This is a genomic window from Streptomyces sp. NPDC001348, assembly GCF_053597535.1.
The window spans coordinates 109970-135913 of record NZ_JBSFIK010000021.1; the positions used below are offsets into that span (position 1 = coordinate 109970).

A 25944-nucleotide genomic window follows, 5' to 3' on the forward strand; every position below is an offset into this window, starting at 1 on the left:
CCGCCGACCGGAACTGGGACTCCGAGCTCCGCCTGGCCGAACTGGAGGCGGACGGGATCGTCGCGGAGGTCGTCTTCCCGAACACGATCCCGCCGTTCTTCCCGTCCGGCTCCCTGAGCGCGCCCACGCCGACCGCGGAGGAGTTCGACCGCCGGTGGGCGGGCCTGCGGGCCCACAACCGCTGGCTGGCGGACTTCTGCGCGGCCGCGCCGGGCCGCCGCGCCGGCGTCTGCCAGATCCTTCTGGGCGACGTCGAGGAGGCCGTGCGGGAGATCCGGTGGGCGGCCGGCGCCGGCCTGAAGGGAGGGATCCTGCTGCCGGGCACACCGCCGGGCTCGGGGCTGCCCGAGCTGTACTCCGAGACGTACGACCCCATCTGGGCCGTCTGCGCCGAACTCGGCGTGCCGGTCAACCACCACGCGGGCTCGGCGTCCCCGCCGCTCGGCGACGAACCCGCCGCCCGGGCCGTCTTCATGGTCGAGACGACCTGGTTCTCCCACCGTGCGCTGTGGCACCTCGTCTTCGGCGGCGCGTTCCGCCGGCACCCGGACCTGAGGCTGGTCCTGACCGAGCAGGGCTCGGGCTGGATCCCCGGGGTCCTCGACATGCTGGACTACTACCACGGCCGTCTGGTCGCCGCCGGGACGAAGGCGGCCACGGCGGAGGCCAAGTTCGGCGCGGGCCTGGCCTCCGCGATGGGCGGCGCCCCCTCACAGGTCTGGCGTGAGCACTGCTACGTCGGCGCCAGCTTCATGCGCCCGCACGAGGTCCCGCTGCGCGACCGCATCGGCATCGACAAGATCATGTGGGGCAGCGACTACCCCCACGACGAGGGCACCCACCCCTACACCCGGGAGGCCCTGCGCCTCGCCTACGCGGGCGTGCCCCGGGACGAGCTCGCGGCCATGCTCGGCGGCAACGCCGCCCGCGTCTACGGCTTCGACCTCGGCCTCCTCGACCCGATCGCGGCCAAGGCCGGCCCCACGGCGGCGGAGATCGCCGAGCCGCTCCCCGAACCGCCCGCCGACGCGACCAGCCCGGTCTTCGCACGCGGGGCGTCGGTACGGGTTTGGTGACGGCCGGGGGTGAGATCCTCGTGTGGTGACCGAACCAACCCATGACGAGGCCCACGGCGGCGCGCTGGGCTCGCGCCTGAACTGGCTGCGGGCGGCCGTCCTCGGGGCGAACGACGGCATCGTGTCCACCGCCGGCCTCGTCGTCGGCGTGGCCGGAGCCACGGACTCCCGCGCCGCCCTGCTCACCGCGGGCCTGGCCGGGCTGCTCGCCGGGTCGATGTCGATGGCCGCGGGGGAGTACGTGTCGGTGTCCACCCAGCGCGACTCGGAGCGGGCCGCCCTGGCGGTCGAGAGACGGGAGCTGAGGGAGCAGCCGGAGGCCGAACTGCAGGAGCTGACCTCGCTCCTGCGGGAGCGCGGACTGTCCCAGGACGTGGCGCGGGAAGCGGCGGAGCAGCTCACCGAGCGGGACGCCCTGAGGGCCCACGCGCGCGTGGAGCTCGGCATCGACCCGGACGAGCTGACCAACCCCTGGCACGCGGCCTGGGCGAGCTTCCTGGCCTTCACCGTCGGTGCTCTGCTGCCGCTGCTGGCGATCGTCCTCCCGCCGCCCGGCTGGCGGCTGCCGGTGACCGTGGCGTCCGTCCTGGCCGCCCTCGTCCTGACCGGCTACACCAGCGCCCGGCTGGGCGCCGCGGCACCCGCCCGCGCGGTGCGGCGCAACGTGGTGGGCGGTGCGCTCGCGATGGGTGTGACGTACGCGGCGGGGGCGTTGCTGGGCGCTGCGGGGGTGTGAGAAGGGCCGGCGGGCGTACTGATCAGGTCCAGCGGGCCGGGTCGGTGCCCCAGGGCACCGGAGGCCGCGCCCAGTCGGCCGGACCGCTGGCGAAGGACACGGCCGGGCGCGCGTACCGCAGCCGCCCGAGCCGGCTGTCCGTCTCCGCGAGCCAGGCGTCCGGCCCGTCGTACGGAAGGCCGCCGTCGGCGTCCCGCTCGAGCCCGTCCGTGAGCAGGCGGGCCGTCCGGGCGAGCGCCAGCCGGACGAAACGTCCGCCGCCGTCGTAGGACTGCTCGGTCAGCGCCCGCAGTACGGCACCGGCCAGCAGATAGCCGGTGCCGTGGTCGAGTGCCTGCGCTGGCAGCGCGCCGGGCCGGCCGGCCGAGCCCTCGACGGCGGCGATGCCGGTGGCCACCTGCACGAGACTGTCGAATCCGCGCCGCCCGGCCCACGGCCCGTACGCGCCCCAGGCCGACACCTGCGCCACGACCAGCCCGGGCCGCCGCTCGGCCAGCGCCTGGGGGGAGAGACCGAACCGGTCCAGGGCGCCCGGCCGGTACCCGGTGACCACCACGTCCGCCTCGGCCAGCAACTCCTCGAAGGCCTTGCCGTCCGTGGCGAGGTCCAGCGTCGCCGACCGCTTCCCGAAGCCCGTGTCGGCGTGCTGGTCGGGCAGCTCCGGAAGGTGCGGAGCGTCCACCCGCAGCACGTCCGCGCCCAGCAGGGCGAGCGTGCGGGTGGCGACCGGACCCGCGAGGACCCGGGTCAGGTCCAGGACGCGCAGCCCGGCGGCGGGCAGCAGGGGAGTGGCGTTTCCCAGCGGCGGCAGTACACGCGCGCGTGCCGAGTCCAGCCGCCCGCGCTCGACCAGCGGACGTGCGGCCAGGGCGGCGGCCTGTTCGTGCGCGGCCCACTCCTCGGGCGTACGGAGCGCGATCGCCAGGCCCCCCGCGCGGTACACCGCCTCCTCGGCCTCCCGCGCGGCGTACCCGGCCAGCCGCGCGGCGACGGTCTCCACGGACGCGTCCCCGGGCAGTCCCAGCGCCTCCAGCAGCCGCGTTCGGTGGTGCGGGTAGTTGGCGTGCGTGCGCACCCATCCGTCGGCCGTGCGCCAGAACCGCGACAGCGGGGCGAAGGCGACCGGCGCCCGCCCGTCGACGAGCAGCTGCCGCTCACTGTGGAACGCCGTCGCGACCGCCCCGTCGTCCACCAGGACCTCCGGCACCCCGCCGAGCCCGGCCCGCCGCGCACCCAGTTCGGCGGCGGCCAGGGCGCAGGCGGCCACACAGGAGCGGGCCAGTTCCCGTACGGGAAGGCGGGCCGGGAGCGCGCCTTCCCGTACGACGGTGGTGATCCGGGGGAGACGGGCGGGGTCGCCGCCCAGGGCGGACCATGCGAACTTGATTCCAGTCATGACTGCACTATGCAGTATTGACTCAATCAATATACGGGGCCCCGCCCCACGTCCCTCCGCGTCCGGCTTACTTGGTCACCGCGGCCAGCGCGTCCGCGGTGCCCCAGCCGTAGAAGCCGTTGCGGTTCTTCGGCCCCTCGCACACCGCGTCCACCTTGCCGTCCCCGTTGATGTCGTACGGGTCGGTGCACGGCGTGGCGTCGGCCTCGGCGTAGAGCAGCGCTTTCACCAGGGCGGCGGAGGCGTGCGGGTGGGTTGACTTGATCAATGCGGCGACACCGGCGACATGCGGGGTCGCCATCGACGTGCCCGCCATGTAGCCCCACTTGCCGCCGGGCAGCGGGCCCAGGATCTGGCCGCTCGTCGCCGGGGGCGCCGGCGTCTGGTACGTCGTCGAGTCACCGCCGGGCGCGGCTATGTCGATCACGCCCAGGCCGTAGTTGGAGAAGGACGACTTGATGCCCTTGGCGCCGGTCGCCGCGACCGTCACGACCCCCGGCAGCTGGGTGGGGATGTCGTAGCACTTGTGCGGGTCGATCACCCGGTCCGACGGGGTGGAGTCGTTCGGCGAGACCGGGTCGGTGATCGAGTCGGACGCCAGGTCGTAGTTCTCGTTGCCCGCCGCCGCGACGTTGACCGCGCCCTTGCGCTCCGCGTACCGGGAGGCCCGGGTGACGGCGTCGACCAGGGCCTTCTGGTCCGGGTCGGCGGTGCAGTTGAAGTACCACGGGTCGGTGTAATAGCTGTTGTTGGTCACGTCGACGTGGTGCTCGGCCGCCCATACGAAACCGCAGACCACGGCCTCCGTGTAGAAGAAGCCGTCCGGGTTGCCGACCTTGATGCCCGCCACCCTGACGCCCGGCGCCACGCCCGTGATGCCGACGCCGTTCTTCGCGCCCGCGATCTCACCGGCCACATGTGTACCGTGCGGGCTCTCGCTCGCGCTGGGGCGCCAGGCACCGTCGGTGGTGTCCGGCTTGCCCGACACGCAGTCGGCGGAGGCGGCGCGGTCGAAGTTGGGCGCGATGTCCGGGTGGGTGTCGTCGACGCCGGTGTCGATGACGGCGACGGTGACCTTCCGGCTGCCGAGCGTCTTCTCGTGCGCCTTGTCCGCCTTGATGGCGGGCAGGTCCCACTGCAGGGGTTCCAGCGGGTCCTGTCCGTCGGCCGCCCGGGCACCGGCGACCTGCTCGGCGCTCAGCGCCCGGGGTGTGCCGACGTCGGTGGTGGACTGGGCGGGCAGCGGCGCGGTGCGGGTGGCACCGGCGGAGTCGACGCCGCGCACCTTGCGGACGGTCTTGGCGAAGTCGGGGTTCGACGAGTGGACGACGAGCACGCCGATGCTGTCGTACGCCACCACGACGGTGCCGCCGGCCGCGGCGATCGCCTTCCGTACCGACGCGATCGTGCGGTGGCCGGTCCTCGTGTTGACGACGTACGAGAGGCTCGGGCCGTCGGCCGCGGGTGTCGCCTCGGTCGTCAGCGGGGCCGCCGAGACCGTCGAGGGGAGGAGGCCGAGCGACGCGGTCAGCGACAGCACGACCGGTACGGCGAGCGCGAGCCGACGTCGGGTGCGCAGACGAGGCATGGGTTCTCCACATCATCCGAAAGTCATCCGGAAACGAAACCGGCCCGAGGCACGGGTGGTGCTCGGGCAGGTACATGACGAGTGGTGCAGGGTGAAGCTATCTCCCGGGCCGACCGGCCAGCAATGACTTCGTAAAGACGACTTCCGAAAGAACTCATAGGACTTGAACCGGTCCTCGCGTGGCGCCGTGGACCTTCGACAGGGAGCCCGAGCAGGATCGAGCCCCCGCCGCCGGATACCGCCCGCAACACGAGGAGAACCCGTGGCCACCGAGACACCGCCCCCCTCGAAGACCCACCTCCAACTCCCCTCCACCGAGGAGTTCGTCGCGGTGCAGGAGAGCGCGGAGTTCGGGGAACTGCGCCGGTCCTACCGCTCCTTCGCCTTCCCGCTGACCGTCGCCTTCATCGCCTGGTACCTGCTGTACGTGCTCCTCTCCAACTACGCGGGCGACTTCATGGGCACCAAGGTGGCCGGGAACGTCAACGTCGCCCTCGTGCTGGGGCTCGCACAGTTCCTCACCACCTTCCTCATCGCCTGGTGGTACGCGCGGCGTGCCGCCGCTCACCTCGACCCCAAGGCGGAGGCCATCAAGTCCCGGATGGAGGGCGGCGCATGAGCATCCCGCAGCAGAGCGTGCTGGCGGCCGGTGAGGCGAGCGAGCACCGGCCCCTGATCATCACCCTGTTCGCGGTCTTCGTCGCCGCGACGCTCGTCATCACCGTCTGGGCGGGCCGCCAGACCAAGGGCGCGGCCGACTTCTACGCCGGCGGACGGCAGTTCACCGGCTTCCAGAACGGCCTCGCCGTCTCCGGCGACTACATGTCGGCCGCGTCCTTCCTCGGGATCGCCGGCGCCATCGCCCTCTTCGGCTACGACGGCTTCCTGTACTCCATCGGTTTCCTGGTCGCCTGGCTGGTCGCCCTGCTCCTGGTCGCCGAACCGCTGCGCAACTCCGGCCGCTACACCATGGGCGACGTCCTGGCGTACCGGATGCGCCAGCGACCCGTGCGCACGGCGGCCGGCACGTCCACGATCGTGGTGTCGATCTTCTACCTGCTGGCCCAGATGGCGGGCGCCGGCGTCCTGGTCTCGCTCCTGCTCGGCATCACCAGCGACGGCGGCAAGATCGGCATCGTCGCACTGGTCGGCCTCCTGATGATCGTGTACGTCACCATCGGCGGCATGAAGGGCACCACCTGGGTCCAGATGGTCAAGGCCGTCCTGCTGATCGCGGGAGCGGTGCTGCTGACCTTCCTGGTCCTGCTGAAGTTCCACTTCAACATCTCCGACCTGCTGGGCAGGGCCGCCGACAACAGCGGCAAGGGCTCCGCGTTCCTGGAGCCCGGCCTGAAGTACGGTGCCACCGGGACCACCAAGCTGGACTTCATCTCCCTCGGCCTCGCCCTGGTCCTGGGCACCGCGGGCCTGCCGCACATCCTGATCCGCTTCTACACCGTTCCCACCGCCAAGGCCGCCCGCAAGTCGGTGATCTGGGCGATCGGCCTCATCGGCGCCTTCTACCTGATGACGCTCGCCCTCGGCTTCGGCGCCGCCGCGCTGATCGAACCGGACGAGATCGTCTCCTCCAACAAGGCGGGCAACACGGCCGCACCCCTGCTCGCCCTCCACCTCGGCGGGGTGGACTCCAACTGGGGTGCCGTCCTGCTCGCCACCATCTCCGCGGTCGCCTTCGCCACCATCCTCGCGGTCGTCGCGGGACTGACCCTGGCCTCGTCGTCCTCCTTCGCCCACGACATCTACGCCAACGTCATCAAGCGGGGCCGGGCCACCGAGAAGGAGGAGATCAACGCCGCCCGGTACGCCACCGTCGGCATCGGCGCCGTCTCGATCCTCCTGGGCGCCCTCGCCCGCGACCTGAACGTGGCGGGCCTGGTCGCCTTGGCCTTCGCGGTCGCCGCCTCCGCCAACCTGCCGACGATCCTCTACAGCCTGTTCTGGAAGCGGTTCACCACCTCGGGCGCCCTGTGGTCGATCTACGGCGGCCTGGTCACCGCGGTCGGACTGGTGCTGTTCTCACCGGTGGTCTCCGGCAAGGAGACGTCGATGTTCCCGGACGTCGACTTCCACTGGTTCCCGCTGGAGAACCCGGGCATCATCTCCATCCCGGTCGGCTTCCTGCTGGGCGTCGTCGGCACCCTCCTGTCGAAGGAGGCGCCCGACGCGGGCAAGTACGCGGAACTGGAGGTGCGGTCCCTGACCGGGACCGGGGCGCACTGAGCCTGGTACCGGCGGCCGCGTCACGGGGACCTTCGGGCACCTGTGACGCGGCCGCGTCCCACCCCGTGGAAGCGGACCTGTGTCCCTGTCAGTGGTGTCGCGTAGGCTCACAGGTGACGACACACGAGTGACCAGTGATCCACGACGAGGGAGGGGGCCCACGTGCTCATCGACACCTTCGGCCGGGTGGCCACCGACCTGAGGGTCTCGCTGACCGACCGGTGCAATCTGCGCTGTACGTACTGCATGCCCGAGGAGGGGCTGCAGTGGCTGGCCAAGCCCGACCTGCTCACCGACGACGAGATCGTCCGCCTGATCGACATCGCCGTCGCCTCCCTCGGCATCACCGAGGTGCGCTTCACCGGCGGCGAGCCCCTGCTGCGCCCCGGGCTGGTGGGCATCGTGGAGCGCGTCGCCGCCCTGGAGCCCCGCCCCCAGACGTCCCTGACGACCAACGGCATCGGCCTCCGGCGCACCGCGACCGCCCTGAAGTCGGCGGGCCTGGACCGGGTCAACGTCTCCCTCGACACCCTCCGGCCGGACGTCTTCAAGACCCTCACCCGGCGCGACCGCCACCAGGACGTCCTCGACGGCCTCCAGGCCGCCCGCGAGGCCGGACTGACTCCGGTGAAGGTCAACACGGTCCTGATGCCCGGCCTCAACGAGGACGAGGCCCCCGACCTCCTCGCCTGGGCGGTCGAGCACGACTACGAGCTGCGCTTCATCGAGCAGATGCCCCTGGACGCCCAGCACGGCTGGAAGCGCGAGGGCATGGTGACCGCGGGCGACATCCTGACCTCCCTGCGCACCCGCTTCGAGCTGACCCCGGAGGGATCCGAGGAACGCGGTTCGGCCCCGGCGGAACGCTGGATCGTCGACGGCGGCCCGCACCGCGTCGGCGTCATCGCCTCCGTCACCCGCCCGTTCTGCGCCGCCTGCGACCGCACCCGTCTCACCGCCGACGGCCAGATACGCACCTGCCTCTTCGCCACCGAGGAGACGGACCTGCGCACCGCCCTGCGCTCCGGGGCCCCCGACGAGGAGATCGCCCGCCTCTGGCGGCTGGCGACACGGGGCAAGAAGGCGGGCGCGGGCCTGGACGACCCGTCGTTCGTCCAGCCGGACCGGCCGATGTCGGCGATCGGCGGCTAGCGCCGGCCGGACAGGCCCTAGGAACCTTCGGGCGCTTCCCAGTCCGCGAACTTCACCACGTCCTTGAGGAACCCCCGTACTCCGAGGAACTGGGACAGGTGCTCGCGGTGCTCCTCGCACGCCAGCCACGTCTTGCGGCGCTCCGGAGTGTGGATCTTCGGGTTGTTCCACGCCAGCACCCACACAGCGTCGGCACGGCAGCCCTTGGCGGAGCAGATGGGAGTCTCGTCAGTCACGGCTTCGTTCTCACACACGGCGGAAAAAGGCGACGCCGAGCAGCCACGGGGGGAGCTGCCCGGCGTCGGTCCGTCGCTCCGACGGGGGATGCGGAGCGCGTACGAAGTATGTCACGGGTAAGCCGTCGCCCGGCACTGGAACAGCATGATTGATCTGAGCTTTTCTTGAGCTTGGCGCGGAGCCCACGTCCGCCCGCGGATCATCCGCGATGGTCACACGGGGTCCCGCCGCTCACCGCGCACCCCGGTCGGGGGATCCACCGGAACGTCCTCCGGCACGGGTTCCGCCTGCGTGTCGTCCGCCGCGGGCGGCGTGATCATCGGCCGGAGCGGCACGGTCACGAACGTCGACGGCAGCCCCGGCGCCCGCTCGCGGCCCGCGTTGGCGACCACCACGGCGATGTAGGGCAGGGCCGCGCCGAGCACCAAGGCCACGATGGCCACGTACCGTTCGACGTTCCACAGGGTGGCCGCGAGGATCACCGCGACCGTACGGATCGACATGGAGATGACATACCGGCGCTGCCGGCCGCGCACGTCCTCCGCCAGGCTCGTCCGGGCTCCGGTGATCCGGAACACCTCGACGTTGCCGCCGCCATGCTGCTTCCGCATCACATTCCACCATCCGCCCGTGTCAGCCTCTCCCCGGCTCCCACGGTACGCCGCGACCGGGCCTCCTTCGAGACCGGGGCGGCCCCCCGGCCCGCGAACGCCCTCCGCCGTGCCACGTAGGGGCCGTACGCCCTCCGGCCGTACCCGACATGCGTCGTGCGGCCGACCCGCCGACACTGGGCGTAATGCTCACGTCGTGCCGTTCGAGGAGGCAGTGATGGGCTGGTTGTGGGCGATCATCGTCGGATTCGTGCTGGGTGTCATCGCCAAGGCGGTCATCCCCGGCAAGCAGCACAGCCCGCTCTGGCTGACCACCATCTTCGGCATGCTCGGCGCCATCGTGGGCAACGCGGTCGCCCGCGCCTTCGGCGTCGCGGCGACCCGGGGGATCGACTGGACGCGGCACCTCTTCCAGCTGATCGCCGCGATCATCATCGTGGCCGTCGGGGACATGGCCTACATGGCGCTGTGGGGCAACCGGAAGAAGGAGCGGCAGCAGGGGCAGCACGTCTGACGCGGGTACGCCGGAGGGCGGCTCCCTTTCCCGGGAACCGCCCTCCGGCAGGTCTCACGCGCCGACGACCTCGACGGCCGCCAGGTTCTTCTTCCCGCGGCGCAGCACCAGCCAGCGCCCGTGCAGCAGGTCCTCCTTCGCCGGTACGGCGTCCTCCGCGGCGACCTTCACGTTGTTCACGTAGGCACCGCCCTCCTTCACCGTGCGCCGGGCGGCCGACTTGCTGGCCACCAGGCCGACCTCGGCGAACAGGTCGACCACCGGGCCCAGCTCGGCGACCTGGATGTGCGGCACCTCGGACAGGGCCGCCGCCAGCGTGCGGTCGTCGAGGCCGGCCAGCTCGCCCTGCCCGAAGAGCGCCTTGGACGCGGCGATCACGGCGGCCGTCTGGTCGGCGCCGTGCACCAGCGTCGTCAGCTCCTCGGCCAGCGCCCGCTGCGCGGCACGGGCCTGGGGGCGCTCCTCGGTCTGCTGCTCCAGCTCCTCGATCTCCGCACGGGACCGGAAACTGAAGATGCGCAGGAACTTCGAGATGTCCCGGTCGTCCGCGTTCACCCAGAACTGGTAGAACGCGTACGGCGTGGTCATCTCCGGGTCCAGCCACACCGTGCCGGACTCGGTCTTGCCGAACTTGGTGCCGTCCGCCTTGGTGATCAGCGGCGTGCCCAGCGCGTGCACCACGGCGCCCGGCTCGACCCGGTGGATCAGGTCGGTGCCCGACGTGAGGTTGCCCCACTGGTCGCTGCCGCCGGTCTGCAGTGTGCAGCCGTACCGCCGGTACAGCTCCAGGAAGTCCATGCCCTGCAGGATCTGGTAGCTGAACTCGGTGTAGCTGATGCCCGCGTCGGAGTTGAGCCGCCGGGCGACGGCCTCCTTGGCGATCATCTTGTTGACCCGGAAGTGCTTGCCCATGTCCCGCAGGAACTCGATGGCCGACATGCCCTGGGTCCAGTCCAGGTTGTTGACCATGACCGCCGCGTTCGGGCCCTCGAAGTCCAGCAGCGGGGCGATCTGCGCGCGCAGCCGCTCGACCCACTGGGCCACGACCTCCGGCGAATTCAGGGTGCGCTCCGCGTTCGGCTTCGGGTCGCCGATCAGGCCCGTGGCGCCGCCGACCAGGCCCAGCGGGCGGTTGCCCGCCTGCTGGATCCGGCGCATGGTGAGGATCTGCACGAGGTTACCGAGGTGCAGGCTGGGCGCGGTCGGGTCGAAGCCGCAATAGAACGTGACGGGACCGTCCGCGAACGCCTTGCGCAGTGCGTCCTCGTCCGTGGAGAGGGCGATCAGCCCCCGCCACTTCAGTTCGTCGACGATGTCCGTCACGGTCTCGTGTCTCCTTGATGATCTTCGGGCAGCCGAGTGACTACCGGCTACGAGGTTATACGCCCTGACTGACAGAGCTCATATTGAAGTCGGGCACCCGGAGCGCGGGCATCGCAGCCCTAGTGAACCAGTCGCTCCACTCCCGCGGCAGCGTCTTTTCCGTGCGCCCGGCCTCCGTCGCCCGCCCCAGCAGGTCCACCGGCGACTCGTTGAACCGGAAGTTGTTCACCTCACCGGTGACCTCGCCGTTCTCCACGAGGTAGACACCGTCCCGGGTCAGCCCGGTCAGCAGCAGCGTCGCCGGGTCCACCTCGCGGATGTACCACAGGCAGGTCAGCAGCAGGCCCCGCTCGGTGGCCGCGACCATCTCCTCCAGGGAACGGTCCTCGCCGCCGTCCAGGATCAGGTTGCCGCCCGCCGGCGCCACCGGCAGCCCCGTCAGGCCCGCGCTGTGCCGGGTGGTCGTCAGGTGCGTCAGCCGGCCGCCGCCTACCCACTCGGTGCCCCGGACCGGCAGCCCGTTGTCGAACACCGACTGGTCGCCGCCCGAGGAGTGCGCGATCACGAACGGCGAGCACTCCAGACCCGGCTCGTTCGGGTCGCTGCGCAGGGTCAGCGGCAGCTCGGTCAGCTGCTCACCGACGCGCGTGCCGCCGCCCGGCTTGGAGAACACCGTCCGGCCCTCGGCCGCGTCCCGGCCCGACGCCGACCAGTACTGGTAGATCAGCAGGTCGGCCACCGCGGTCGGGGGCAGCAGCGTCTCGTAGCGGCCCGCGGGCAGCTCGATCCGCCGCCGGGCCCAGCCGAGCCGTACGGCCAGCTCGGCGTCGAGCGCCCCCGGGTCGACGTCCTTGAAGTCCCGTGTGGAGCGCCCCGCCCACGCCGAACGCGCACGGTCCGGGGACTTGGCGTTGACCTCCAGCGTGCCGTTGGGCTGGTCGTGCCGCAGGCGCAGCCCCGTGGACGTGCCCAGGTAGGTCGAGGCCAGCTCGTGGTTGGCGAAGCCGTACAGTTCCCGGCCGCCCGCACGCGCGCGTGCGAACGCCTCGCCGAGCGCCGGGGCGAAGTCCGCGAACACGGCCGAGGAGGTCTCGGCGGGCGCGTCGGTGAAGTCGGGGGACTCCGGCACGTCCGTGACCAGCGGCTGAGCGTCCTCGGCGGGGCCCGCGCCGCGCGCCGCGGCCTCCGCGGCCCGCACCAGCGGCTCCAGCTCCTCCGCGGTCACCGCGGACCGCGACACGACCCCGGAGGCGGTGCCCTCCCGGCCGTCCACGGTCGAGATCACCGTGAGCGTACGGCCTCGGGTGACGCCGTTGGTCGTCAGCGCGTTGGCCGCCCAGCGCAGGTTGGCCGTCGAGTGCTCGTCGGCGATCACCACGCAGCCGTCGGCCCGGGACAGCTCGAGGGCGCGCTCCACGACCTCGTGCGGCTTGTTGCTACGGGCGCTCATCGACCGGCCTCCTGCGTCGTGTTGAGACTGTGCTTCCCCGGGGGGCAACCCCCGGACCCCCGGCCGATCCCCATGCTGGCCCTCATCGACCGGCCTCCTGCGTCGTGTTGAGGATGTTGACGCCCCTGAAGAGGGCGGAGGGGCAGCCGTGCGACACGGCGGCGGTCTGTCCCGGCTGGGCCTTGCCGCAGTTGAAGGCACCGCCCAGGACATACGTCTGCGGGCCGCCGACGGCCGTCATGGAACCCCAGAAGTCGGTGGTCGTCGCCTGGTACGCGACGTCCCGCAACTGCCCGGTGATCCGCCCGTTCTCGATCCGGAAGAAGCGCTGCCCGGTGAACTGGAAGTTGTAGCGCTGCATGTCGATCGACCAGGAGCGGTCCCCGACGACGTAGACACCGCGCTCCACGCCCCCGATCAGGTCCTCGGTGGACAGCCCCGCCGGATCCGGCTGGAGCGACACGTTGGCCATGCGCTGCACCGGCACGTGCCCGGGGGAGTCGGCGAAGGCGCATCCGTTGGACCGCCCCAGCCCGGTCAGCCTCGCGATCCGCCGGTCCAGCTGGTAGCCGACCAGCGTGCCGTCCTTCACCAGGTTCCAGGACTGTCCCTTGACACCTTCGTCGTCGTACCCGACGGTCGCCAGTCCGTGCTCGGCGGTGCGGTCGCCGGTGACGTTCATCAGCTCCGAGCCGTACCTCAGCTTGCCGAGCTGGTCGAACGTGGCGAACGAGGTGCCCGCGTAGGCGGCCTCGTACCCGAGCGCCCGGTCCAGTTCGGTGGCGTGCCCGATGGACTCGTGGATGGTCAGCCACAGGTTGGACGGATCGACGACCAGGTCGTACAGCCCCGGCTCGACGCTCGGCGCCCGCATCTTCTCGGCGAGCAGCTCGGGAATCCGCTCCAGCTCCGCGTCCCAGTCCCAGCCGGTACCGGTGAGGTATTCCCAGCCGCGCCCGACCGGCGGCGCGATGGTCCGCATCGAGTCGAACTCGCCGCTGGACTCGTCCACCGACACGGCGGTCACCTGCGGGTGCAGCCGCACCCGCTGCTGCGTCGTGACGGTCCCCGCGGTGTCCGCGTAGAACTTGTTCTCGTGCACGGTGAGCAGCGAGGCGTCGACGTGGTTGACCCCGTCCGCCGCCAGCAGCCGCGCGCTCCAGTCCGCCAGCAGCGCCGGCTTCTCCTCGTCGGGCACGCTGAACGGGTCGATCTCGTACGACGACACCCACGTCTTGTCGGCGTGCACCGGCTCGTCGGCGAGCTCCACCCGCTCGTCGGACCCGGCAGCCCGGAGCACCTGCGCGGACAGCTTCGCCATCGCCACGGCCTGCGAGGCCACCTTGGCGGCGGCGTCCAGGGTCAGATCCACCCCCGACGCGAAGCCCCACGTCCCGCCGTGCACGACCCGCACCGCGTACCCCAGGTCGGTGGTGTCCGACGACCCGGCGGGCTTGGCGTCCCTGAGCCGCCAGGACGCACTGCGCACCCGCTCGAACCGGAAGTCCGCGTGCTCGGCCCCCAGCGCCCGCGCGCGTGCCAGCGCGGCGTCGGCCAGGGGCCTTAGGGGCAGTGCCAGAAACGCTTGGTCGATTTCATGGGGCACGGGTGCGATCCCTTCGAACTGCTCGCCGGTGAGCTCGGTCGCGAGCAGTGAATCACGCAAGCCCCGTGCGGTGCCGACTCAGCCGGCTGGCGTCGAGCCCGCCGCGAGTGCCATGAACGCCGCCCAGGCGCTCCGCGTGACGACGACGGGGCGGATCGCCTTGTCCTTGGAGTCGCGGATGTGGACCGCCTCGACGCGCAGGGAGATCTCCAGGCAGTTGTCGCCCTCGCCGCCGCTGTAGCTGCTCTTGAACCAGCCCGGCTCAGAGAGGGTGCTCACCGAGTTCCTCGCCCCGCGAGTGCCGTGAACGCCGCCCACGCGGTCGGCGTGACGACGAGGGGGCGGATCGCCTTGTCCTTGGAGTCGCGGATATGGACTGCTTCGGGGCGCAGGGCGATCTCGACGCAGTTGCCGCCGCCACTGCCGCTATAGCTGCTCTTGAACCAGGCCAGTTCGGTGCTCATAGCGCTCCTTGCATCTCTCGCAGCAGATCCGCAGTGGCCATATGACTCAGGGCCTGTGACCGCATCTTCCCATAGCGCTGGAGCATGGAGCTCACCACTTTGGGGCGGGTGAGCAGAGTGCTGCTGTCATGTCCCTCGACGTAGCCGACCCATTGGTGGTCGTCACGTTCAGCGAGGTACATCTGACCGTCGACGCCGGAGTGGTCCTCCTGCTGGAGAGGCATGACGAGGATCTCGACGTTCCGCCGGGTGCCCTGCTCCAGAAGGTGACGGAGGACTTCCCGCGCCACCTCGGTACCCCCGAGCCGACGTTCCAGAACGGCCTGCTCGATGAGGAAGGAGAACGTCGTGTTCGGGCGCTCGTCCAAGAGCCGTTGCCGTTCTTGTCGGGCAGCGACTTGCCGCTCGAACTGTTCCTCCGACAGAGGCGGAATCTGTCGATCGAAGATCGCCCGGATGTACCCCTCCGGCTGCAACAACCCAGGAACCGCCCTGCACTCATACGCATAAAGCGAGATCGCCTCCCCCTCGATCCCCGCCCACTGCAGGAACCAGGAGGCCAGCCCCGCCCTCCGCGTCAGACTCCGCGCCGCCGCAGCCAGTACCTTGACCGCGACCGCCCCCAGCACCTCCTCCACCCTCCCCGGCAGATCCCCCGGAGGGAACCGCTTGCCCTGCTCGATCTTGGCGATGTACGCGGGCGAGTACTGCACACGCGCCGCGAACTCCTCCTGGGTCAGGCCGGATTCCTCCCGCAGCGCCTTCAGGACCGCGCCGAAGGTCTTGAGGCTGTCGGAGAGTTCTCCGCCGTGGTCCATCGTCATGGCCGCCGCACCTCCCGTGCTCACATCACGCCGACCTGCTCAACCGGCACAACCCGGCCACCGTCACGTGCGTGCACTGGTACAAGCGCGTCTGTATGGGTTTCGTGCCTGTCGACGGCGTGAGGGGAACCGGAACCTGGGCTTCATGCCAGCACCGCACGCCCAAGAGGCCGTTACCGTAAGTGTGTTCGTCCAGCGGTTCTCCGCCACCCGGCGCGGAGCGCGTCTCGCCCGCCGACTGGCGACCCACCGGCTGGACCTGTGGGGCGTTCCGTACGGCAGCCCGGTCTCCGAAACCGTCGCCCTCGTCGTGGCGGAACTCGCCGCCAACGCCGTCCTGCACGGCCGCGTCCCGGGGCGGGACTTCGAACTGCGGCTGCGCTGCGACCGCCCCGCCGGCGTCGTACGCGTAGAGGTGGCCGACACCCACCCGGGACGTCCGAAGCCCCCGCAGCCCGGCCAGGAGACCGCGGACGCGGAGGACGGCAGGGGCCTGCTCCTGGTGGAGGCCGTCGCCACGCGCTGGGGTGTGGACGTGCGCACGGGGCCGGGCAAGACCGTGTGGGCGGAGTGCGCGCTGCCCACGACATACTGAGCTGGTCCAGCTCATCAGCCCAGGTAGAAGCCCTCGTCCTCCTCGTTCGGCTGCAGCGGTGCGAACTGCCGCAGTTCGCCGTCCCGGATCATCCACATGCGGAAGAACCCCTCCTCCTGGTCCATGACCAGGAGCTGTACCAGGTTCGGCTCGCGCCACGGCATCTCGAACACACGCTCCTTGAGGGCGTCGAGGTCGGCATGGTCCAAAGCGCCGGCCCACACCTCGCACTCGGGGTGCTTCCAGCCACCCCATTGGTTGGTCTCAGGACCGGTGATCAGCTTCAGGAAACCGACCCCATGGACCTCCGGTCGACCACGACGAGGGGCATCCGTCCGCAGCCACTCGCTCAACGCCTCCGCACTCGCACCGTCGGCCGCGTCGACCGACATCATCACGTTCGCCACCCAGCTCATGGCGATCGTTGTACAGCAGCAGCCGCATCAACCCACCGCCCCGGCCGCCCCCGCCTGGCGCGGCCGACGGACTGATCCGACGGCCGACTGTAGAAACCCGACAGTCCCCCGCACGAGCCACTGTCGGTGCCCGCTTGCCCACCGGTGCGGCCGGACCGATAGGTTTTCGATGAAGCCGCCTGTCATCCAGGTGTTCGGGCGGTGTCTCAGACCGCTATCGAAAGGGTGATCCGTTGAGCCGCTCGGTTCTCGTCACTGGAGGCAACCGGGGCATCGGCCTCGCCATCGCCCGCGCTTTCGCCGACGCCGGCGACAAGGTCGCGATAACGTACCGTTCGGGTGAGCCGCCGGCTGCCCTGACAGAACTGGGCTGCCTGGCCGTCAAGTGCGACATCACCGACTCCGAGCAGGTGGAGCAGGCCTACAAGGAGATCGAGGAGCAGCACGGTCCGGTCGAGGTCCTGATCGCCAACGCCGGCATCACCAGGGACCAGCTGCTGATGCGCATGTCCGAGGAGGACTTCACCTCGGTCGTCGACACCAACCTCACCGGCACCTTCCGCGTCGTCAAGCGCGCCAACCGCGGCATGCTCCGTGCCAAGAAGGGCCGCGTCGTCCTCATCTCCTCCGTCGTCGGACTGCTCGGCGCGGCGGGGCAGGCGAACTACGCCGCGTCCAAGGCCGCCATGGTCGGCTTCGCGCGCTCCCTCGCCCGTGAGCTCGGCTCGCGCAGCATCACGTTCAACGTCGTCGCGCCCGGCTTCGTGGACACCGACATGACCAAGGCGCTCACCGACGAGCAGCGCTCCAACATCCTGTCGCAGGTGCCGCTCGGCCGTTACGCGCAGCCGGAGGAGATCGCCGCGACGGTGCGGTTCCTCGCCTCGGACGAGGCCTCGTACATCACTGGAGCCGTCATCCCCGTTGACGGCGGACTGGGAATGGGTCACTGAACAACATGAGTGGAATCCTCGAGGGCAAGCGCATCCTGATCACCGGGGTGCTGACGGAGTCCTCCATCGCCTTCCACGCGGCCAAGCTGGCCCAGGAGGAGGGCGCGCAGATCATCCTGACCGCGTTCCCGCGGCCCACCCTGACCGAGCGCATCGCCAAGAAGCTGCCCAAGCCCGCCAAGGTCATCGAGCTCGACGTCACCAACGACGAGCACCTCGGCCGGCTGGCCGACATCGTCGGCGAGGAGCTGGGCGGCCTCGACGGTGTCGTGCACTCCATCGGCTTCGCGCCGCAGGACGCGCTCGGCGGCAACTTCCTCAACACGCCGTTCGAGTCCGTGGCCACCGCCATGCACGTCTCGGCGTACTCGCTGAAGTCGCTGACCATGGCCTGCCTGCCGCTGATGCAGAACGGCGGCTCGGTCGTCGGCCTCACCTTCGACGCCCAGTTCGCCTGGCCGCAGTACGACTGGATGGGCCCGGCCAAGGCCGCCCTGGAGGCGACCAGCCGCTACATGGCGCGCGACCTGGGCAAGCAGAACATCCGCTGCAACCTCGTCTCCGCGGGCCCGCTCGGCTCCATGGCCGCCAAGTCCATCCCGGGCTTCAGCGAGCTGGCGTCCGTGTGGGACAGCCGCGCCCCCCTGGAGTGGGACCTCAAGGACCCGGAGCCGGCCGGCCGCGGCGTCGTCGCCCTGCTGAGCGACTGGTTCCCGAAGACCACCGGCGAGATCATCCACGTGGACGGCGGCCTGCACGCCATCGGCGCCTGACCGCTGCCGCTGGGCTTGACCGTGTCCGAGGCCCGCGCCCCTTCGGGGGTGCGGGCCTCGGTTGTCGTAACTTCGGTGCCGGGCGGTCTGGTGACCCGACGGCCCGACGGCTTGGTGATGCGGGGCGTCGGGGCGCGCCGACGCGGAGCGACCACGGCGGCCGCCACCACATCGCGGCAGCGGGCAAGCGACGGGGGTTGCACGGGTGGGCCGGTCCGGGCCGTGCCTCGGGCGTGCTCTACCGGTGATCGCTGTCGGCCGTACCAGCAGGCCGCGGGCCTGATCGCCGTCAGGGAGCGACGAAGGCCGGCGCGGGGAACAGGGGCAGGAGATGTCTCCGGCTGATCCGCCGGACGGCGCGCGCGTCACCCGTTCGGCACACCGGCCGGGCGTGGACGTGCGGCGACGGGGACCCTGGAGTACGCGTACACCTCGCGATTCCCTCCCCCGTACGGCCGAGGAGGTTCCGTTGTGCGTCTGTCCCGTGGTCTGGCCCCGGTGACCGTAGCCGTCGCCCTCGTGCTGTCCCTGCCGTACGAGGCGATGCCGCACGCACGCGTGAAGCACGGCGAGCCACCATTCCCGCCGCTGTTCGGGGCCGAGTGCCGTACGGCCGTCACCGGCTCCCACGTGGTGGCGTACTGCCACAACCCCTACGTCGCCACCGACCGCGTGCGCCTGCACATCGAGTGCGCCCGATGGTGGGACATCGACACCGACGGCGATCCCGTCGACGTCGGGCCCGCGCTCACCGTCCGGCTGGCCGGCCGGTGCTGGAAGGACGTCCGTTCGGTGTGGATCAGCCACCAGAAGGTGAGCTGAGCCGCTCCGGACGGCACATGAAGGGGTAGCTCGCGGCCTCGGCGGCGGCCGTCTCCGCGTCGCCCGCGCGAACGGCGTCCACGAGCCGGGTGTGGTCCATGTGCGTCCCGGGCGCCAGCTCGGCGCCCACGTCCGCGCGCAGCCAGTCCCGCAGCACCTCGCCCAGATCGGCGTACATCGCCGTCATGACTTCGTTGTGCGATGCGGTCACCACGGCCAGGTGGAAGGTCGCGTCCGCCGCCACGAACGCCTCCGCCTCACCCGACTCCCAGGCCTCCTCGCGCCGGACCAGGAGCGCGTCGAGCTGTTTGAGATCCTTCTCGGTGCGCCGCTCGGCGGCCAGCCTGGCCGCCGCGGACTCCAGGGTGGAGCGCAGCTCGGCGATGTGCCGCGGGTCGGCGCCGGCGAAGCGGCGGTGCATCACGCCCGCCAGCTCGCTGGTGGCCACGACGTAGGTGCCCGAGCCCTGCCGGATGTCCAGCAGGCCGTTGTGCGCGAGCGCGCGGACTGCCTCGCGGACCGTGTTGCGGGCGACCCCGAGCTGCTCGACCAGTTCCGGTTCGGTCGGGATGCGCGAGCCGACCGGCCACTCGCCGGAGGTGATCTGGTGCCGCAGCTCGGCGATGACCTGCTCGGACAGCGCGGAGCGGCGCGGGTGGCTCAGGGGCATGGCACACCTTCGCATGCGAGGGCCGACGGCCGGGAACCCGGAAATGGACAACCAATCATCCTATGATTCTATGATGGTCGGCATGCCAAGCGAGGAGACACGCACGACGACCCGGAACAGCGTCACCGCCGACGCACCCCGTACGACCGCACCCGCCACGCGCGCGTGGGCGGCGCGGCTGGTCGTCGCCGGCATCGTGCTGTCCGCGCTGAACCTCCGCCCCGCCATCACCAGCCTGGGCGCGCTCCTGAAGGAGGTCCGCGACGGCCTCGGCATGAGCGGGAGCGTGGCCGGACTGCTCACCTCCGTCCCCCCGCTGTGCTTCGCCGTCTTCGGCGCCACCGCCCCGCGCCTCGCCCGCCGCTTCGGCCCCGCCGCCGTGGTGTGCGCGGGCATGGTCGCCATCGCCGGCGGCCTGCTGATACGGCCGTACGCCGGGAGCATCGGGGGATTCCTGGCCGGCAGCGCGCTCGCCCTCATGGGCATCGCGGTCAGCAACGTCCTCATGCCGGTCATCGTCAAGCGCTGGTTCCCCGACCGCGTCGGCGCCATGACCGGCCTGTACTCGATGGCCCTCGCCGCCGGCACCTCGGTCGCCGCCGCGGTGACCGTGCCCGTGACCGACGCGCTGGGCGGCGGCTGGCGGTCCGGGCTCGCCGTGTGGGCGGCCCTCGCCGCCGCGGCGGTGCTGCCCTGGCTGCCGCTGATGAGGGACCGGGGGCCGGCGCCCGCCGACCGGCAACCCGCGCGGCAGCCCGGTCAGGAGCGCCAGGAGCGGCAGGAGCCGGCCCTGCGCATCACCCGTAGCCGCACGGCCTGGGCGCTGGCCGTCTTCTTCGGACTCCAGGCCACCGCCGCCTACATCACGATGGGCTGGATGGCGCAGATCTTCCGGGACGCGGGCGTCGCCGCGGGCACGGCCGGCCTCCTGCTCGCCCTCACCATGGTGATGGGCGTGCCGCTGGCCTTCGTCATCCCGCGCCTGGCCACCCGGCTGCCCCAGCAGGGACCGATCGTCCTGGCGCTCGGCGCCTGCGGCCTCGCCGGGTACGCCGGCCTGTACCTCGCTCCGGCCGGCGGCGCCTGGGTCTGGGCCGTCCTGCTCGGCATCGCCAACTGCGCCTTCCCGCTGGCCCTGACCATGGTGGGCATGCGGGCCCGGACCGGCGCGGGCGTCGCCCAGCTGTCCGCCTTCGCGCAGAGCACCGGTTACCTGATCTCCATCCCCGGGCCGCTCCTGGTCGGCGTGCTCTACCAGAGCAGCGGCGGCTGGGGCCTGCCGATCGCGCTCATGGCCGCTCTGCTGCTGCCGCAGATGGCGGTGGGCGTCCTGGCGGGCCGTGACCGGACGGTGGAGGACGAGGCGGCGCGCTGACCGCACCCCGGCCGACCCGGCGGGGGCGGAGAGTGGGAAACTGGGCGCATGCCTGTGCTCGATCCGAACCCCCAGAACGGCCAGAAGAAGATGCTGATCGTCTTCGGCTCGTTCTTCGCCATCTTCCTCGTCATCGCGATCATCGCCACCATCGCCTCTCCGTGAGCCTGTCGTGAGCTCGTCGTGAGCCCGCCCCCTAAGGGATGGTGGGGCCAGCCCCACCATCCCTTAGGGGGCCAGGGTCAGGGTCAAGTGGGTGGAACGCCGGATGGGGCGGCGGACGCGGATTCCGTAGCTTCGAGATGTGGCCGCGAGCGGCGGACCACGGACACGAACCACTCGGACACCCGCGGAGGCGAACATGTCGGCCCGTACGCACACCCGGCCCCACCCGGCGACCACGGGCGGCGTCGAGATCCGGCTGCGCTGGTGGGCCCTCGCACTGCCCGCGCTCGCCTTCGTCTCCCTGCTCGCGCTGATACTCAACCCGGCCGACGCCCAGGCGGCCACCGGCGACCCGGCGCTCACCCACCTCTTCGAACGGGTGCTGCGGCTGGTCACCGGCTAGGGGCGGGGCGCCCTCCGCCGGCAGATCCTTCGGTAGATCCGTCGGCAAATCCGCATGTCAACTCCCTGCGCCCCATGGCCTGTTTCATGCGAAGCTGGGTGCCATGAGCGTCGCAGAACCCCGCAGGATTGTCCTCTTCCGGCATGCGAAAGCCGACTGGCCACAGGTGAACGACCACGAGCGGCCGCTCGCCGAGCGGGGCCGCAAGGACGCCCCAGTCGCCGGCCGCAAGCTGGCCGACTCCGGCATCCACCTCGACCTGGCCCTCTGCTCCACCGCCGTCCGCACCCGCGAGACCTGGAAGCTCGCCGTCCACGAGCTCCCCGAGCGGCCGAAAACCATCTATGAGGAGCGGGTCTACGAGGCCTCACCCGGCGAGCTGATCGCCGTGTTCAACGAAATCGACGACGAGACCCAGAGCGTCATCCTGATCGGTCACAACCCGGGTGTGCACGGACTGGCCGACATCCTGGCCGCCTCCGCCGAGGGTGACGCCCGTGAGCGGATGAACCGCCGGGGCTTCCCCGCCGCCGCCTTCGCGGTCCTGACCTTCACGGGTTCCTGGAAGAGCCTGGAACCGGGCACGGCCACGCTGGTCGACTACTGGGCCCCCTCGGAGTGACGGCAGAGGGTCCGGCACCGGGCGGTGCCGGACCCTCCCCGGCCACGCCGTCCTTCAGCCCTCGTCGTGTGTGTCCGCCGCCTCGACCTCTTCGCGGGTGACCCCCAGCAGGTACAGGACGGTGTCCAGGAAGGGCACGTTCACCGCGGTGTGCGCGGCCTCACGGACGACCGGCTTGGCGTTGAAGGCCACGCCCAGCCCCGCCGCGTTCAGCATGTCCAGATCGTTGGCGCCGTCACCGATCGCCACCGTCTGCGACAGCGGAACACCCGCCTCGGCGGCGAACCGGCGCAGCAGTCGCGCCTTCCCCGCCCGGTCCACGATCTCGCCGGTGACCCGGCCGGTCAGCTTCCCGTCGACGATCTCCAGCGTGTTGGCCTGCGCGAAGTCCAGCCCCAGCCGCTCCTTCAGATCGTCGGTGACCTGAGTGAAGCCACCCGAGACCACACCGACCTGGTAGCCGAGCCGCTTCAGCGTCCGGATCAGGGTCCGGGCTCCCGGAGTCAGCCGTACCTCGCCCCGCACCTTCTGCACCACCGAGGCGTCCAGGCCCTCCAGCAGGGCCACGCGCGCGTGCAGCGACTGCTCGAAGTCCAGCTCACCGCGCATCGCGGCCGCCGTCACCTCGGCGACCTTGTCCTCGCAGCCGGCGTGCGCGGCGAAGAGCTCGATCACCTCGTCCTGGATCAGCGTGGAGTCCACGTCCATCACCACAAGACGCTGCGCCCGCCGGTGCAGACCCGCCGACACGACCGCGACGTCCACGCCGAGCGCCGCCGCGTCGGTCACCAGGGCGGTGCGCAGCGGCTCGGTCTCCACACCGGACACCGCGAACTCCACCGCGGTCACGGGGTACTTGGCGAGCCGGAAGATACGGTCGATGTTGCCGCCGGTCTTGGCGATCCGGGCCGCGATCGCGGCGGTCGCCTCGGCGGTGAGGGGATGCCCGAGGACGGTCACCAGGGAGCGTCCGAGACCACGCGGCCGGTTGTCACCCCGACCGGAGATGATCTCCGCCTGCATCTTCATCGACTCGGCCCAGCTGTGCACGGTGGCCCTCAGATCACCCTCCAGCCCGGCGGGCGGGTGCGTCACGAGAGCACAGAGCACCAGGCGGCCACGGGTGACGACCTGCTCGATGTCGACCACGTCCACACGGAAGGCGGCAAGCGTGTCGAAGAGGCCGGCCGTGATGCCCGGACTGTCCTTGCCGAAGATCTTGACGAGGAGGGTGGGAACCTCGGGGGTCACTGAGGCGGGGGTCTGCGAAGCGCTCATGGTGTATCCACCGTATCCGGCACGGAGTGCCTTCCGCCCGCGCGGTCCGTCTGGCGGACAGCGAACAGTGGGTGTCGCTCCGGTTGCGAAACCCCGACGACCGGCTGCCACCGGGCTCTCCCACCGCGCCTCGGCGTGGCCCCGTCGGAAGCCGCCGGGTGCGGGAGGAGCGCGCGGTCCAGCGGGGCGGGCTCCCGCGGTCGCGCGCACCCGCTCGTGGCGCGAGGGGCCGGGTCCGGGTCGGTGAGACCGGTCGGCCCGGCCGCGAAGCCCGGGCGGCGGCGAGCCGAGGCCAGGCTCAGGACGGGCCGCGCCCGCTCGCGGCGGCGCGGCTTCGTGACGGCGGCCGGCATCCCCCAGCGCTTCCTGCCCGGGGCCGCCGTGCGTGGCGGGACGGAAAGCAAGGGGACTCTCGCGCTGGGGTCCGCCAACGGTCTCCCCGGCCGTCCGCCGCCACGACTCAGCGTCGCCCCTCCCCGCCGTCGGCCGAGGACGGCGGACGCGGTGGGGGAGGCGGTGGCGGTGGCGGAGGCCAGTCGTCCCGCGGGCTCGTGGACCGGTCCCGCGAGCGAGATCCCGGTCGCGGGGGCGGGGCGATCGGCCGGGCCACGGTCGGAGCGCCGTACATGTCCCCGGGCGCCGGTGGACCCTGCGGCGCGGGTCCGGTGCCGGACGGCCGGGTGCCCCCGGTGGCCGGTCCGCCGTCCCGGGGACGCGTGGCGTCGTACGGCCCCGAGCCGCCGGGAGAGCGCGGGGCACCCTGCGGCCGCGGCCCGGCCTGCGGCTCCCGCAGCTCCTCCGGCAGCCGCAGGTACGGGTTCGTAGCGGGATTCGGCGGGCGGTAGGGCGTGCTCGGGGCGTAGGGGCCCGAGTGCTCCGGGTGCCGGGCACCGGGCCGGGAACTCCCCTCCCCGCTCCCCATGTCACCCCGTGCCAACGCGGCGGCTCCCCGCCCCGCGGCCCCGAACGCCCACGCCGACAGCGCCCCCACGGCCCCCGCCCCCGCGCCCCACGCGGCGCCGAGCAGCAGTGCCGTGCCCAGATGCCCGTGCAGTTCGATCCCGGCGCCGAACGCGTCGAAGCCCAGCACGGACAGCGAGGCGTCCACGGAGACGTCGTCCAGCCAGGCCAGCAGCGGCAGCGTCAACGCCGTGGCGAGCCCCAGACTCAGCGCACACCGCCCCACGAATCCGGCGGCGCTCTGCCTGGCGTCCGGGGGACCGGCCGCGTCCGGTCCGGCCCCTCCGAGTCCGGCGGCGCCCTGCCTGGCGCCCGGGGGACCGGCCGCATCTGGTCCGGCCCCTCCGAGTCCGGCGGCGCCCTGCCTGGCGCCCGGAGCACCGGCCGCGTCCGGTCCGGCCCCTCCGAGTCCGACCGCGCCCTGCCCGGCGCCCCGAGCACCGGCCACACCCTGCCGGGCCCCCACGAAACCGCCCCCACCCCGCCCGCCCCCCGGAGGGGTCCGCACCGCCGTCAGCACGCCGGCCGACAGCATCATCAGCGCCGCCGCCACCCCGAGCAGCCACACCCGACCGTCCAGGCCGGCGAGGCGTTCCAGGGTCACCGGCCGGCCCGTCCTCCCGCCGAGGAACCTGTCCAGCGGGTCGGGCAGCAGCCCCGCCAGTACGCCCGTCGCCTTGCCGTCCCACGGCACGAACAGGCCGATCGGCACGCCGAGCCACACGCCGTTCGGCGCGCCGAGCAGCGCCGCGCCCACGATCCGCCCCGGACGGTCGTCGCCGACCGCCGCGTACGCCGCCGCCGCGAGGCCCGCCGCCACGGCCAGGAGCAGCACGGTCACCAGGGCCGAAGCCGCCGGCCGGACCACCCGGTGCACCGCCTCCCAGCCGCCCGGCAGCGGAGTGCGGCGCGAGGCCAGCAGCGCGATCAGCAGGATCCCGGCGGACCAGCCGAGCCCGCCGAGGAGGGTGGGCGCGGTGTCCACGGTGAAGCCGACCGCCGCCTTGGCGTGGATGAGGTCGCCGATCCGGTCGGGCAGCAGCCCGCCGATGTCCCCGAGGCCGCCGAGACCGGGAATCCGAACCCCGCCACCGCCGCCTGCTCTGCCCGCGCCGGGCAGTTCGCCGAGCCCCAGCGAGCCGCCGTCAATGGTGATGACGTCGTGCCCCGCCCAGGCCAGCCCACCGAGCATCGCCACGAACAGCGCCACCACCGAGCCCGCGCGCGCGAGGAGTTCGACAGGGGAGACCACAACTCCGGCCGTGCGCAGGGACCGCAGGAAGAACCACGACAACAGCAGGGCACCGACCAGGCTCACCCCGAGTGGCGTGATTGCGATGGCCGTGTGGGCCTGAGCGCCTTTCAGTCCGAACGCGGACACGTCACCGGACGGGGAGACCGAACCACCCGCCCCCAGCGCCACCACAGCCGCCGTCATCGGCCCCAGCGAGCCCGCGGTGTCCGCCCGTAAGAGGTGCAGTCCGAGCGCGGCCGTACCCGCCATCCCGATCAACGCCCAGCTGACGGCGGCGATCGCCGACAGCAGGATGTCACCCCACGGCAGCCCGGTGCCGTGCCGCGCGGTCCCGACTTCCGTGGCAGTACCCATGGCAGACCCCCCGATCCGCTGCGCGGCCGGCGGCCGCGCATGTCCCCATCGCGTGGGATTACCACTCTCCGGCCCGGTTTCAACC

At 71.9% G+C, this 25944-nt stretch carries 28 protein-coding genes; 14 read left to right on the forward strand and 14 right to left on the reverse strand.

Translation table 11 applies throughout. The features are described from left to right. Positions 1-1076, forward strand: a 1076-nt coding sequence (locus tag ACWC21_RS22645; RefSeq protein ID WP_450884545.1) for an amidohydrolase family protein, incomplete at its 5' end; no start/stop codon positions are given. Between the two features lie 25 nt (positions 1077-1101). Continuing rightward, positions 1102-1812: a VIT1/CCC1 transporter family protein gene (locus ACWC21_RS22650; RefSeq protein WP_450884547.1), complete on the forward strand. Its 711-nt coding sequence runs from the start codon at positions 1102-1104 to the stop codon at positions 1810-1812. 22 nt (positions 1813-1834) lie between these two features. On the opposite strand, the gene ACWC21_RS22655 is transcribed toward ACWC21_RS22650, so the two are convergent. Next, positions 1835-3208: a CoA transferase gene (locus ACWC21_RS22655; RefSeq protein ID WP_450884549.1), complete on the reverse strand. Its 1374-nt coding sequence runs from the start codon at positions 3206-3208 to the stop codon at positions 1835-1837. Positions 3209-3275: 67 nt separating this feature from the next. Continuing rightward, positions 3276-4796: a S8 family serine peptidase gene (locus ACWC21_RS22660; protein ID WP_450884551.1), complete on the reverse strand. Its 1521-nt coding sequence runs from the start codon at positions 4794-4796 to the stop codon at positions 3276-3278. Positions 4797-5058: 262 nt separating this feature from the next. Here ACWC21_RS22660 and ACWC21_RS22665 point away from each other — a divergent pair, with 262 nt between their 5' ends. The 3 genes from ACWC21_RS22665 (at position 5059) to moaA (ending at position 8189) form a co-directional block, all read left to right on the forward strand. After that, positions 5059-5415, forward strand: a complete 357-nt coding sequence (locus ACWC21_RS22665) for a DUF485 domain-containing protein (protein WP_450884553.1) — start codon at positions 5059-5061, stop codon at positions 5413-5415. Then, positions 5412-7037 (forward strand): solute symporter family protein, encoded by a 1626-nt coding sequence (locus ACWC21_RS22670; protein WP_450884555.1) that lies wholly within the window; start codon positions 5412-5414, stop codon positions 7035-7037. The genes ACWC21_RS22665 and ACWC21_RS22670 overlap by 4 nt, the downstream gene beginning before the upstream one ends. A 162-nt stretch (positions 7038-7199) precedes the next feature. Next, positions 7200-8189 carry a GTP 3',8-cyclase MoaA gene (gene moaA, locus ACWC21_RS22675; RefSeq protein WP_450884557.1) on the forward strand — a complete coding sequence of 330 codons (990 nt, stop codon included), beginning with the start codon at positions 7200-7202 and terminating at the stop codon, positions 8187-8189. A 17-nt stretch (positions 8190-8206) separates the two neighbouring features. Here moaA and ACWC21_RS22680 read toward each other — a convergent pair whose 3' ends face one another. Together ACWC21_RS22680 and ACWC21_RS22685 are read right to left on the reverse strand one after the other, a co-directional pair. Further along, on the reverse strand, positions 8207-8425 hold the full coding sequence (locus tag ACWC21_RS22680; RefSeq protein WP_389157511.1) for a hypothetical protein: 219 nt from the start codon (positions 8423-8425) through the stop codon (positions 8207-8209). Positions 8426-8638: 213 nt separating this feature from the next. Next, positions 8639-9037 carry a DUF3099 domain-containing protein gene (locus ACWC21_RS22685; RefSeq protein ID WP_450884559.1) on the reverse strand — a complete coding sequence of 133 codons (399 nt, stop codon included), beginning with the start codon at positions 9035-9037 and terminating at the stop codon, positions 8639-8641. Between the two features lie 217 nt (positions 9038-9254). Here ACWC21_RS22685 and ACWC21_RS22690 point away from each other — a divergent pair, with 217 nt between their 5' ends. Further along, on the forward strand, positions 9255-9551 hold the full coding sequence (locus ACWC21_RS22690) for a GlsB/YeaQ/YmgE family stress response membrane protein (RefSeq protein ID WP_450884628.1): 297 nt from the start codon (positions 9255-9257) through the stop codon (positions 9549-9551). Positions 9552-9605: 54 nt separating this feature from the next. Here ACWC21_RS22690 and tyrS read toward each other — a convergent pair whose 3' ends face one another. The 6 genes from tyrS to ACWC21_RS22720 all read right to left on the reverse strand — a co-directional run bounded on the left by tyrS (position 9606) and on the right by ACWC21_RS22720 (position 15218). Next, complete coding sequence (tyrS, locus tag ACWC21_RS22695; protein ID WP_450884561.1) at positions 9606-10874, reverse strand: tyrosine--tRNA ligase; 1269 nt, start codon at positions 10872-10874, stop codon at positions 9606-9608. 55 nt (positions 10875-10929) lie between these two features. Then, positions 10930-12324 carry a metallopeptidase TldD-related protein gene (locus ACWC21_RS22700; protein WP_450884563.1) on the reverse strand — a complete coding sequence of 465 codons (1395 nt, stop codon included), beginning with the start codon at positions 12322-12324 and terminating at the stop codon, positions 10930-10932. 82 nt (positions 12325-12406) lie between these two features. Then, the gene (locus ACWC21_RS22705; RefSeq protein WP_450884630.1) at positions 12407-13930 is read right to left on the reverse strand and encodes a TldD/PmbA family protein; all 1524 of its coding nucleotides are present in this window, start codon (positions 13928-13930) and stop codon (positions 12407-12409) included. A 78-nt stretch (positions 13931-14008) separates the two neighbouring features. Continuing rightward, positions 14009-14209 carry a DUF397 domain-containing protein gene (locus tag ACWC21_RS22710; protein ID WP_450884565.1) on the reverse strand — a complete coding sequence of 67 codons (201 nt, stop codon included), beginning with the start codon at positions 14207-14209 and terminating at the stop codon, positions 14009-14011. Continuing rightward, on the reverse strand, positions 14206-14394 hold the full coding sequence (locus tag ACWC21_RS22715; RefSeq protein ID WP_450884567.1) for a DUF397 domain-containing protein: 189 nt from the start codon (positions 14392-14394) through the stop codon (positions 14206-14208). The genes ACWC21_RS22710 and ACWC21_RS22715 overlap by 4 nt, the downstream gene beginning before the upstream one ends. Then, positions 14391-15218, reverse strand: a complete 828-nt coding sequence (locus ACWC21_RS22720) for a helix-turn-helix domain-containing protein (RefSeq protein ID WP_450884569.1) — start codon at positions 15216-15218, stop codon at positions 14391-14393. Before ACWC21_RS22720 ends, ACWC21_RS22715 begins: the two co-directional genes overlap by 4 nt. A 145-nt stretch (positions 15219-15363) precedes the next feature. Between ACWC21_RS22720 and ACWC21_RS22725 the strand changes: the two genes are divergently transcribed. Continuing rightward, a complete protein-coding gene (locus ACWC21_RS22725; protein WP_450884571.1) occupies positions 15364-15813 on the forward strand; it encodes an ATP-binding protein in 450 nt (149 codons plus the stop codon). Positions 15814-15827: 14 nt separating this feature from the next. Here the strand turns inward: ACWC21_RS22725 and ACWC21_RS22730 are convergent, their stop codons facing one another. Beyond that, positions 15828-16229 (reverse strand): squamosa promoter-binding protein 15, encoded by a 402-nt coding sequence (locus tag ACWC21_RS22730; RefSeq protein ID WP_450884573.1) that lies wholly within the window; start codon positions 16227-16229, stop codon positions 15828-15830. 233 nt (positions 16230-16462) lie between these two features. On the opposite strand from ACWC21_RS22730, the gene fabG reads away from it, so the two are divergent. The 3 genes from fabG (at position 16463) to ACWC21_RS22745 (ending at position 18777) form a co-directional block, all read left to right on the forward strand. After that, positions 16463-17182 (forward strand): 3-oxoacyl-[acyl-carrier-protein] reductase, encoded by a 720-nt coding sequence (fabG, locus tag ACWC21_RS22735; protein ID WP_450884575.1) that lies wholly within the window; start codon positions 16463-16465, stop codon positions 17180-17182. A gap of 5 nt (positions 17183-17187) precedes the next feature. Then, positions 17188-17955: an enoyl-ACP reductase FabI gene (fabI, locus tag ACWC21_RS22740; RefSeq protein ID WP_450884577.1), complete on the forward strand. Its 768-nt coding sequence runs from the start codon at positions 17188-17190 to the stop codon at positions 17953-17955. A 471-nt stretch (positions 17956-18426) separates the two neighbouring features. Further along, a complete protein-coding gene (locus ACWC21_RS22745) occupies positions 18427-18777 on the forward strand; it encodes a hypothetical protein (protein WP_450884579.1) in 351 nt (116 codons plus the stop codon). Here ACWC21_RS22745 and ACWC21_RS22750 read toward each other — a convergent pair. Beyond that, positions 18755-19447, reverse strand: coding sequence for a FadR/GntR family transcriptional regulator (locus ACWC21_RS22750; RefSeq protein ID WP_450884581.1), 693 nt, complete (start codon positions 19445-19447; stop codon positions 18755-18757). The genes ACWC21_RS22745 and ACWC21_RS22750 overlap by 23 nt on opposite strands. A 70-nt stretch (positions 19448-19517) precedes the next feature. On the opposite strand from ACWC21_RS22750, the gene ACWC21_RS22755 reads away from it, so the two are divergent. From ACWC21_RS22755 to ACWC21_RS22770, 4 genes are all read left to right on the forward strand, one after another. Then, on the forward strand, positions 19518-20822 hold the full coding sequence (locus ACWC21_RS22755; protein WP_450884583.1) for a CynX/NimT family MFS transporter: 1305 nt from the start codon (positions 19518-19520) through the stop codon (positions 20820-20822). 48 nt (positions 20823-20870) lie between these two features. Beyond that, the gene (locus ACWC21_RS22760) at positions 20871-20987 is read left to right on the forward strand and encodes an SGM_5486 family transporter-associated protein (protein WP_450884585.1); all 117 of its coding nucleotides are present in this window, start codon (positions 20871-20873) and stop codon (positions 20985-20987) included. Positions 20988-21183: 196 nt separating this feature from the next. After that, positions 21184-21390: a hypothetical protein gene (locus ACWC21_RS22765; protein WP_450884587.1), complete on the forward strand. Its 207-nt coding sequence runs from the start codon at positions 21184-21186 to the stop codon at positions 21388-21390. A gap of 103 nt (positions 21391-21493) precedes the next feature. Then, positions 21494-22012, forward strand: coding sequence for a SixA phosphatase family protein (locus ACWC21_RS22770; RefSeq protein WP_450884588.1), 519 nt, complete (start codon positions 21494-21496; stop codon positions 22010-22012). Between the two features lie 54 nt (positions 22013-22066). Here ACWC21_RS22770 and serB read toward each other — a convergent pair whose 3' ends face one another. Together serB and ACWC21_RS22780 are read right to left on the reverse strand one after the other, a co-directional pair. Then, positions 22067-23290 carry a phosphoserine phosphatase SerB gene (gene serB, locus ACWC21_RS22775; protein ID WP_450884590.1) on the reverse strand — a complete coding sequence of 408 codons (1224 nt, stop codon included), beginning with the start codon at positions 23288-23290 and terminating at the stop codon, positions 22067-22069. A 460-nt stretch (positions 23291-23750) separates the two neighbouring features. Then, positions 23751-25859 (reverse strand): streptophobe family protein, encoded by a 2109-nt coding sequence (locus ACWC21_RS22780; RefSeq protein ID WP_450884592.1) that lies wholly within the window; start codon positions 25857-25859, stop codon positions 23751-23753. Between the last annotated feature and the right edge of the window lie 85 nt (positions 25860-25944).

Excerpts from the sequence above, each read along its gene's own strand:
- ACWC21_RS22685 (WP_450884559.1), bottom strand. The coding sequence starts at position 9,037 with ATGCGGAAGCAGCATGGCGGCGGCAACGTCGAGGTGTTCCGGATCACC.
- ACWC21_RS22715 (WP_450884567.1), bottom strand. The coding sequence starts at position 14,394 with ATGAGCACCGAACTGGCCTGGTTCAAGAGCAGCTATAGCGGCAGTGGC.
- ACWC21_RS22690 (WP_450884628.1), top strand. The coding sequence starts at position 9,255 with ATGGGCTGGTTGTGGGCGATCATCGTCGGATTCGTGCTGGGTGTCATC.
- ACWC21_RS22755 (WP_450884583.1), top strand. The coding sequence starts at position 19,518 with ATGATGGTCGGCATGCCAAGCGAGGAGACACGCACGACGACCCGGAAC.
- ACWC21_RS22780 (WP_450884592.1), bottom strand. The coding sequence starts at position 25,859 with ATGGGTACTGCCACGGAAGTCGGGACCGCGCGGCACGGCACCGGGCTG.
- ACWC21_RS22660 (WP_450884551.1), bottom strand. The coding sequence starts at position 4,796 with ATGCCTCGTCTGCGCACCCGACGTCGGCTCGCGCTCGCCGTACCGGTC.
- ACWC21_RS22750 (WP_450884581.1), bottom strand. The coding sequence starts at position 19,447 with ATGCCCCTGAGCCACCCGCGCCGCTCCGCGCTGTCCGAGCAGGTCATC.
- serB (WP_450884590.1), bottom strand. The coding sequence starts at position 23,290 with ATGAGCGCTTCGCAGACCCCCGCCTCAGTGACCCCCGAGGTTCCCACC.
- ACWC21_RS22725 (WP_450884571.1), top strand. The coding sequence starts at position 15,364 with ATGCCAGCACCGCACGCCCAAGAGGCCGTTACCGTAAGTGTGTTCGTC.
- ACWC21_RS22655 (WP_450884549.1), bottom strand. The coding sequence starts at position 3,208 with ATGACTGGAATCAAGTTCGCATGGTCCGCCCTGGGCGGCGACCCCGCC.
- ACWC21_RS22770 (WP_450884588.1), top strand. The coding sequence starts at position 21,494 with ATGAGCGTCGCAGAACCCCGCAGGATTGTCCTCTTCCGGCATGCGAAA.
- ACWC21_RS22760 (WP_450884585.1), top strand. The coding sequence starts at position 20,871 with ATGCCTGTGCTCGATCCGAACCCCCAGAACGGCCAGAAGAAGATGCTG.
- ACWC21_RS22765 (WP_450884587.1), top strand. The coding sequence starts at position 21,184 with ATGTCGGCCCGTACGCACACCCGGCCCCACCCGGCGACCACGGGCGGC.
- ACWC21_RS22730 (WP_450884573.1), bottom strand. The coding sequence starts at position 16,229 with ATGAGCTGGGTGGCGAACGTGATGATGTCGGTCGACGCGGCCGACGGT.
- ACWC21_RS22670 (WP_450884555.1), top strand. The coding sequence starts at position 5,412 with ATGAGCATCCCGCAGCAGAGCGTGCTGGCGGCCGGTGAGGCGAGCGAG.
- ACWC21_RS22700 (WP_450884563.1), bottom strand. The coding sequence starts at position 12,324 with ATGAGCGCCCGTAGCAACAAGCCGCACGAGGTCGTGGAGCGCGCCCTC.
- fabI (WP_450884577.1), top strand. The coding sequence starts at position 17,188 with ATGAGTGGAATCCTCGAGGGCAAGCGCATCCTGATCACCGGGGTGCTG.
- ACWC21_RS22720 (WP_450884569.1), bottom strand. The coding sequence starts at position 15,218 with ATGACGATGGACCACGGCGGAGAACTCTCCGACAGCCTCAAGACCTTC.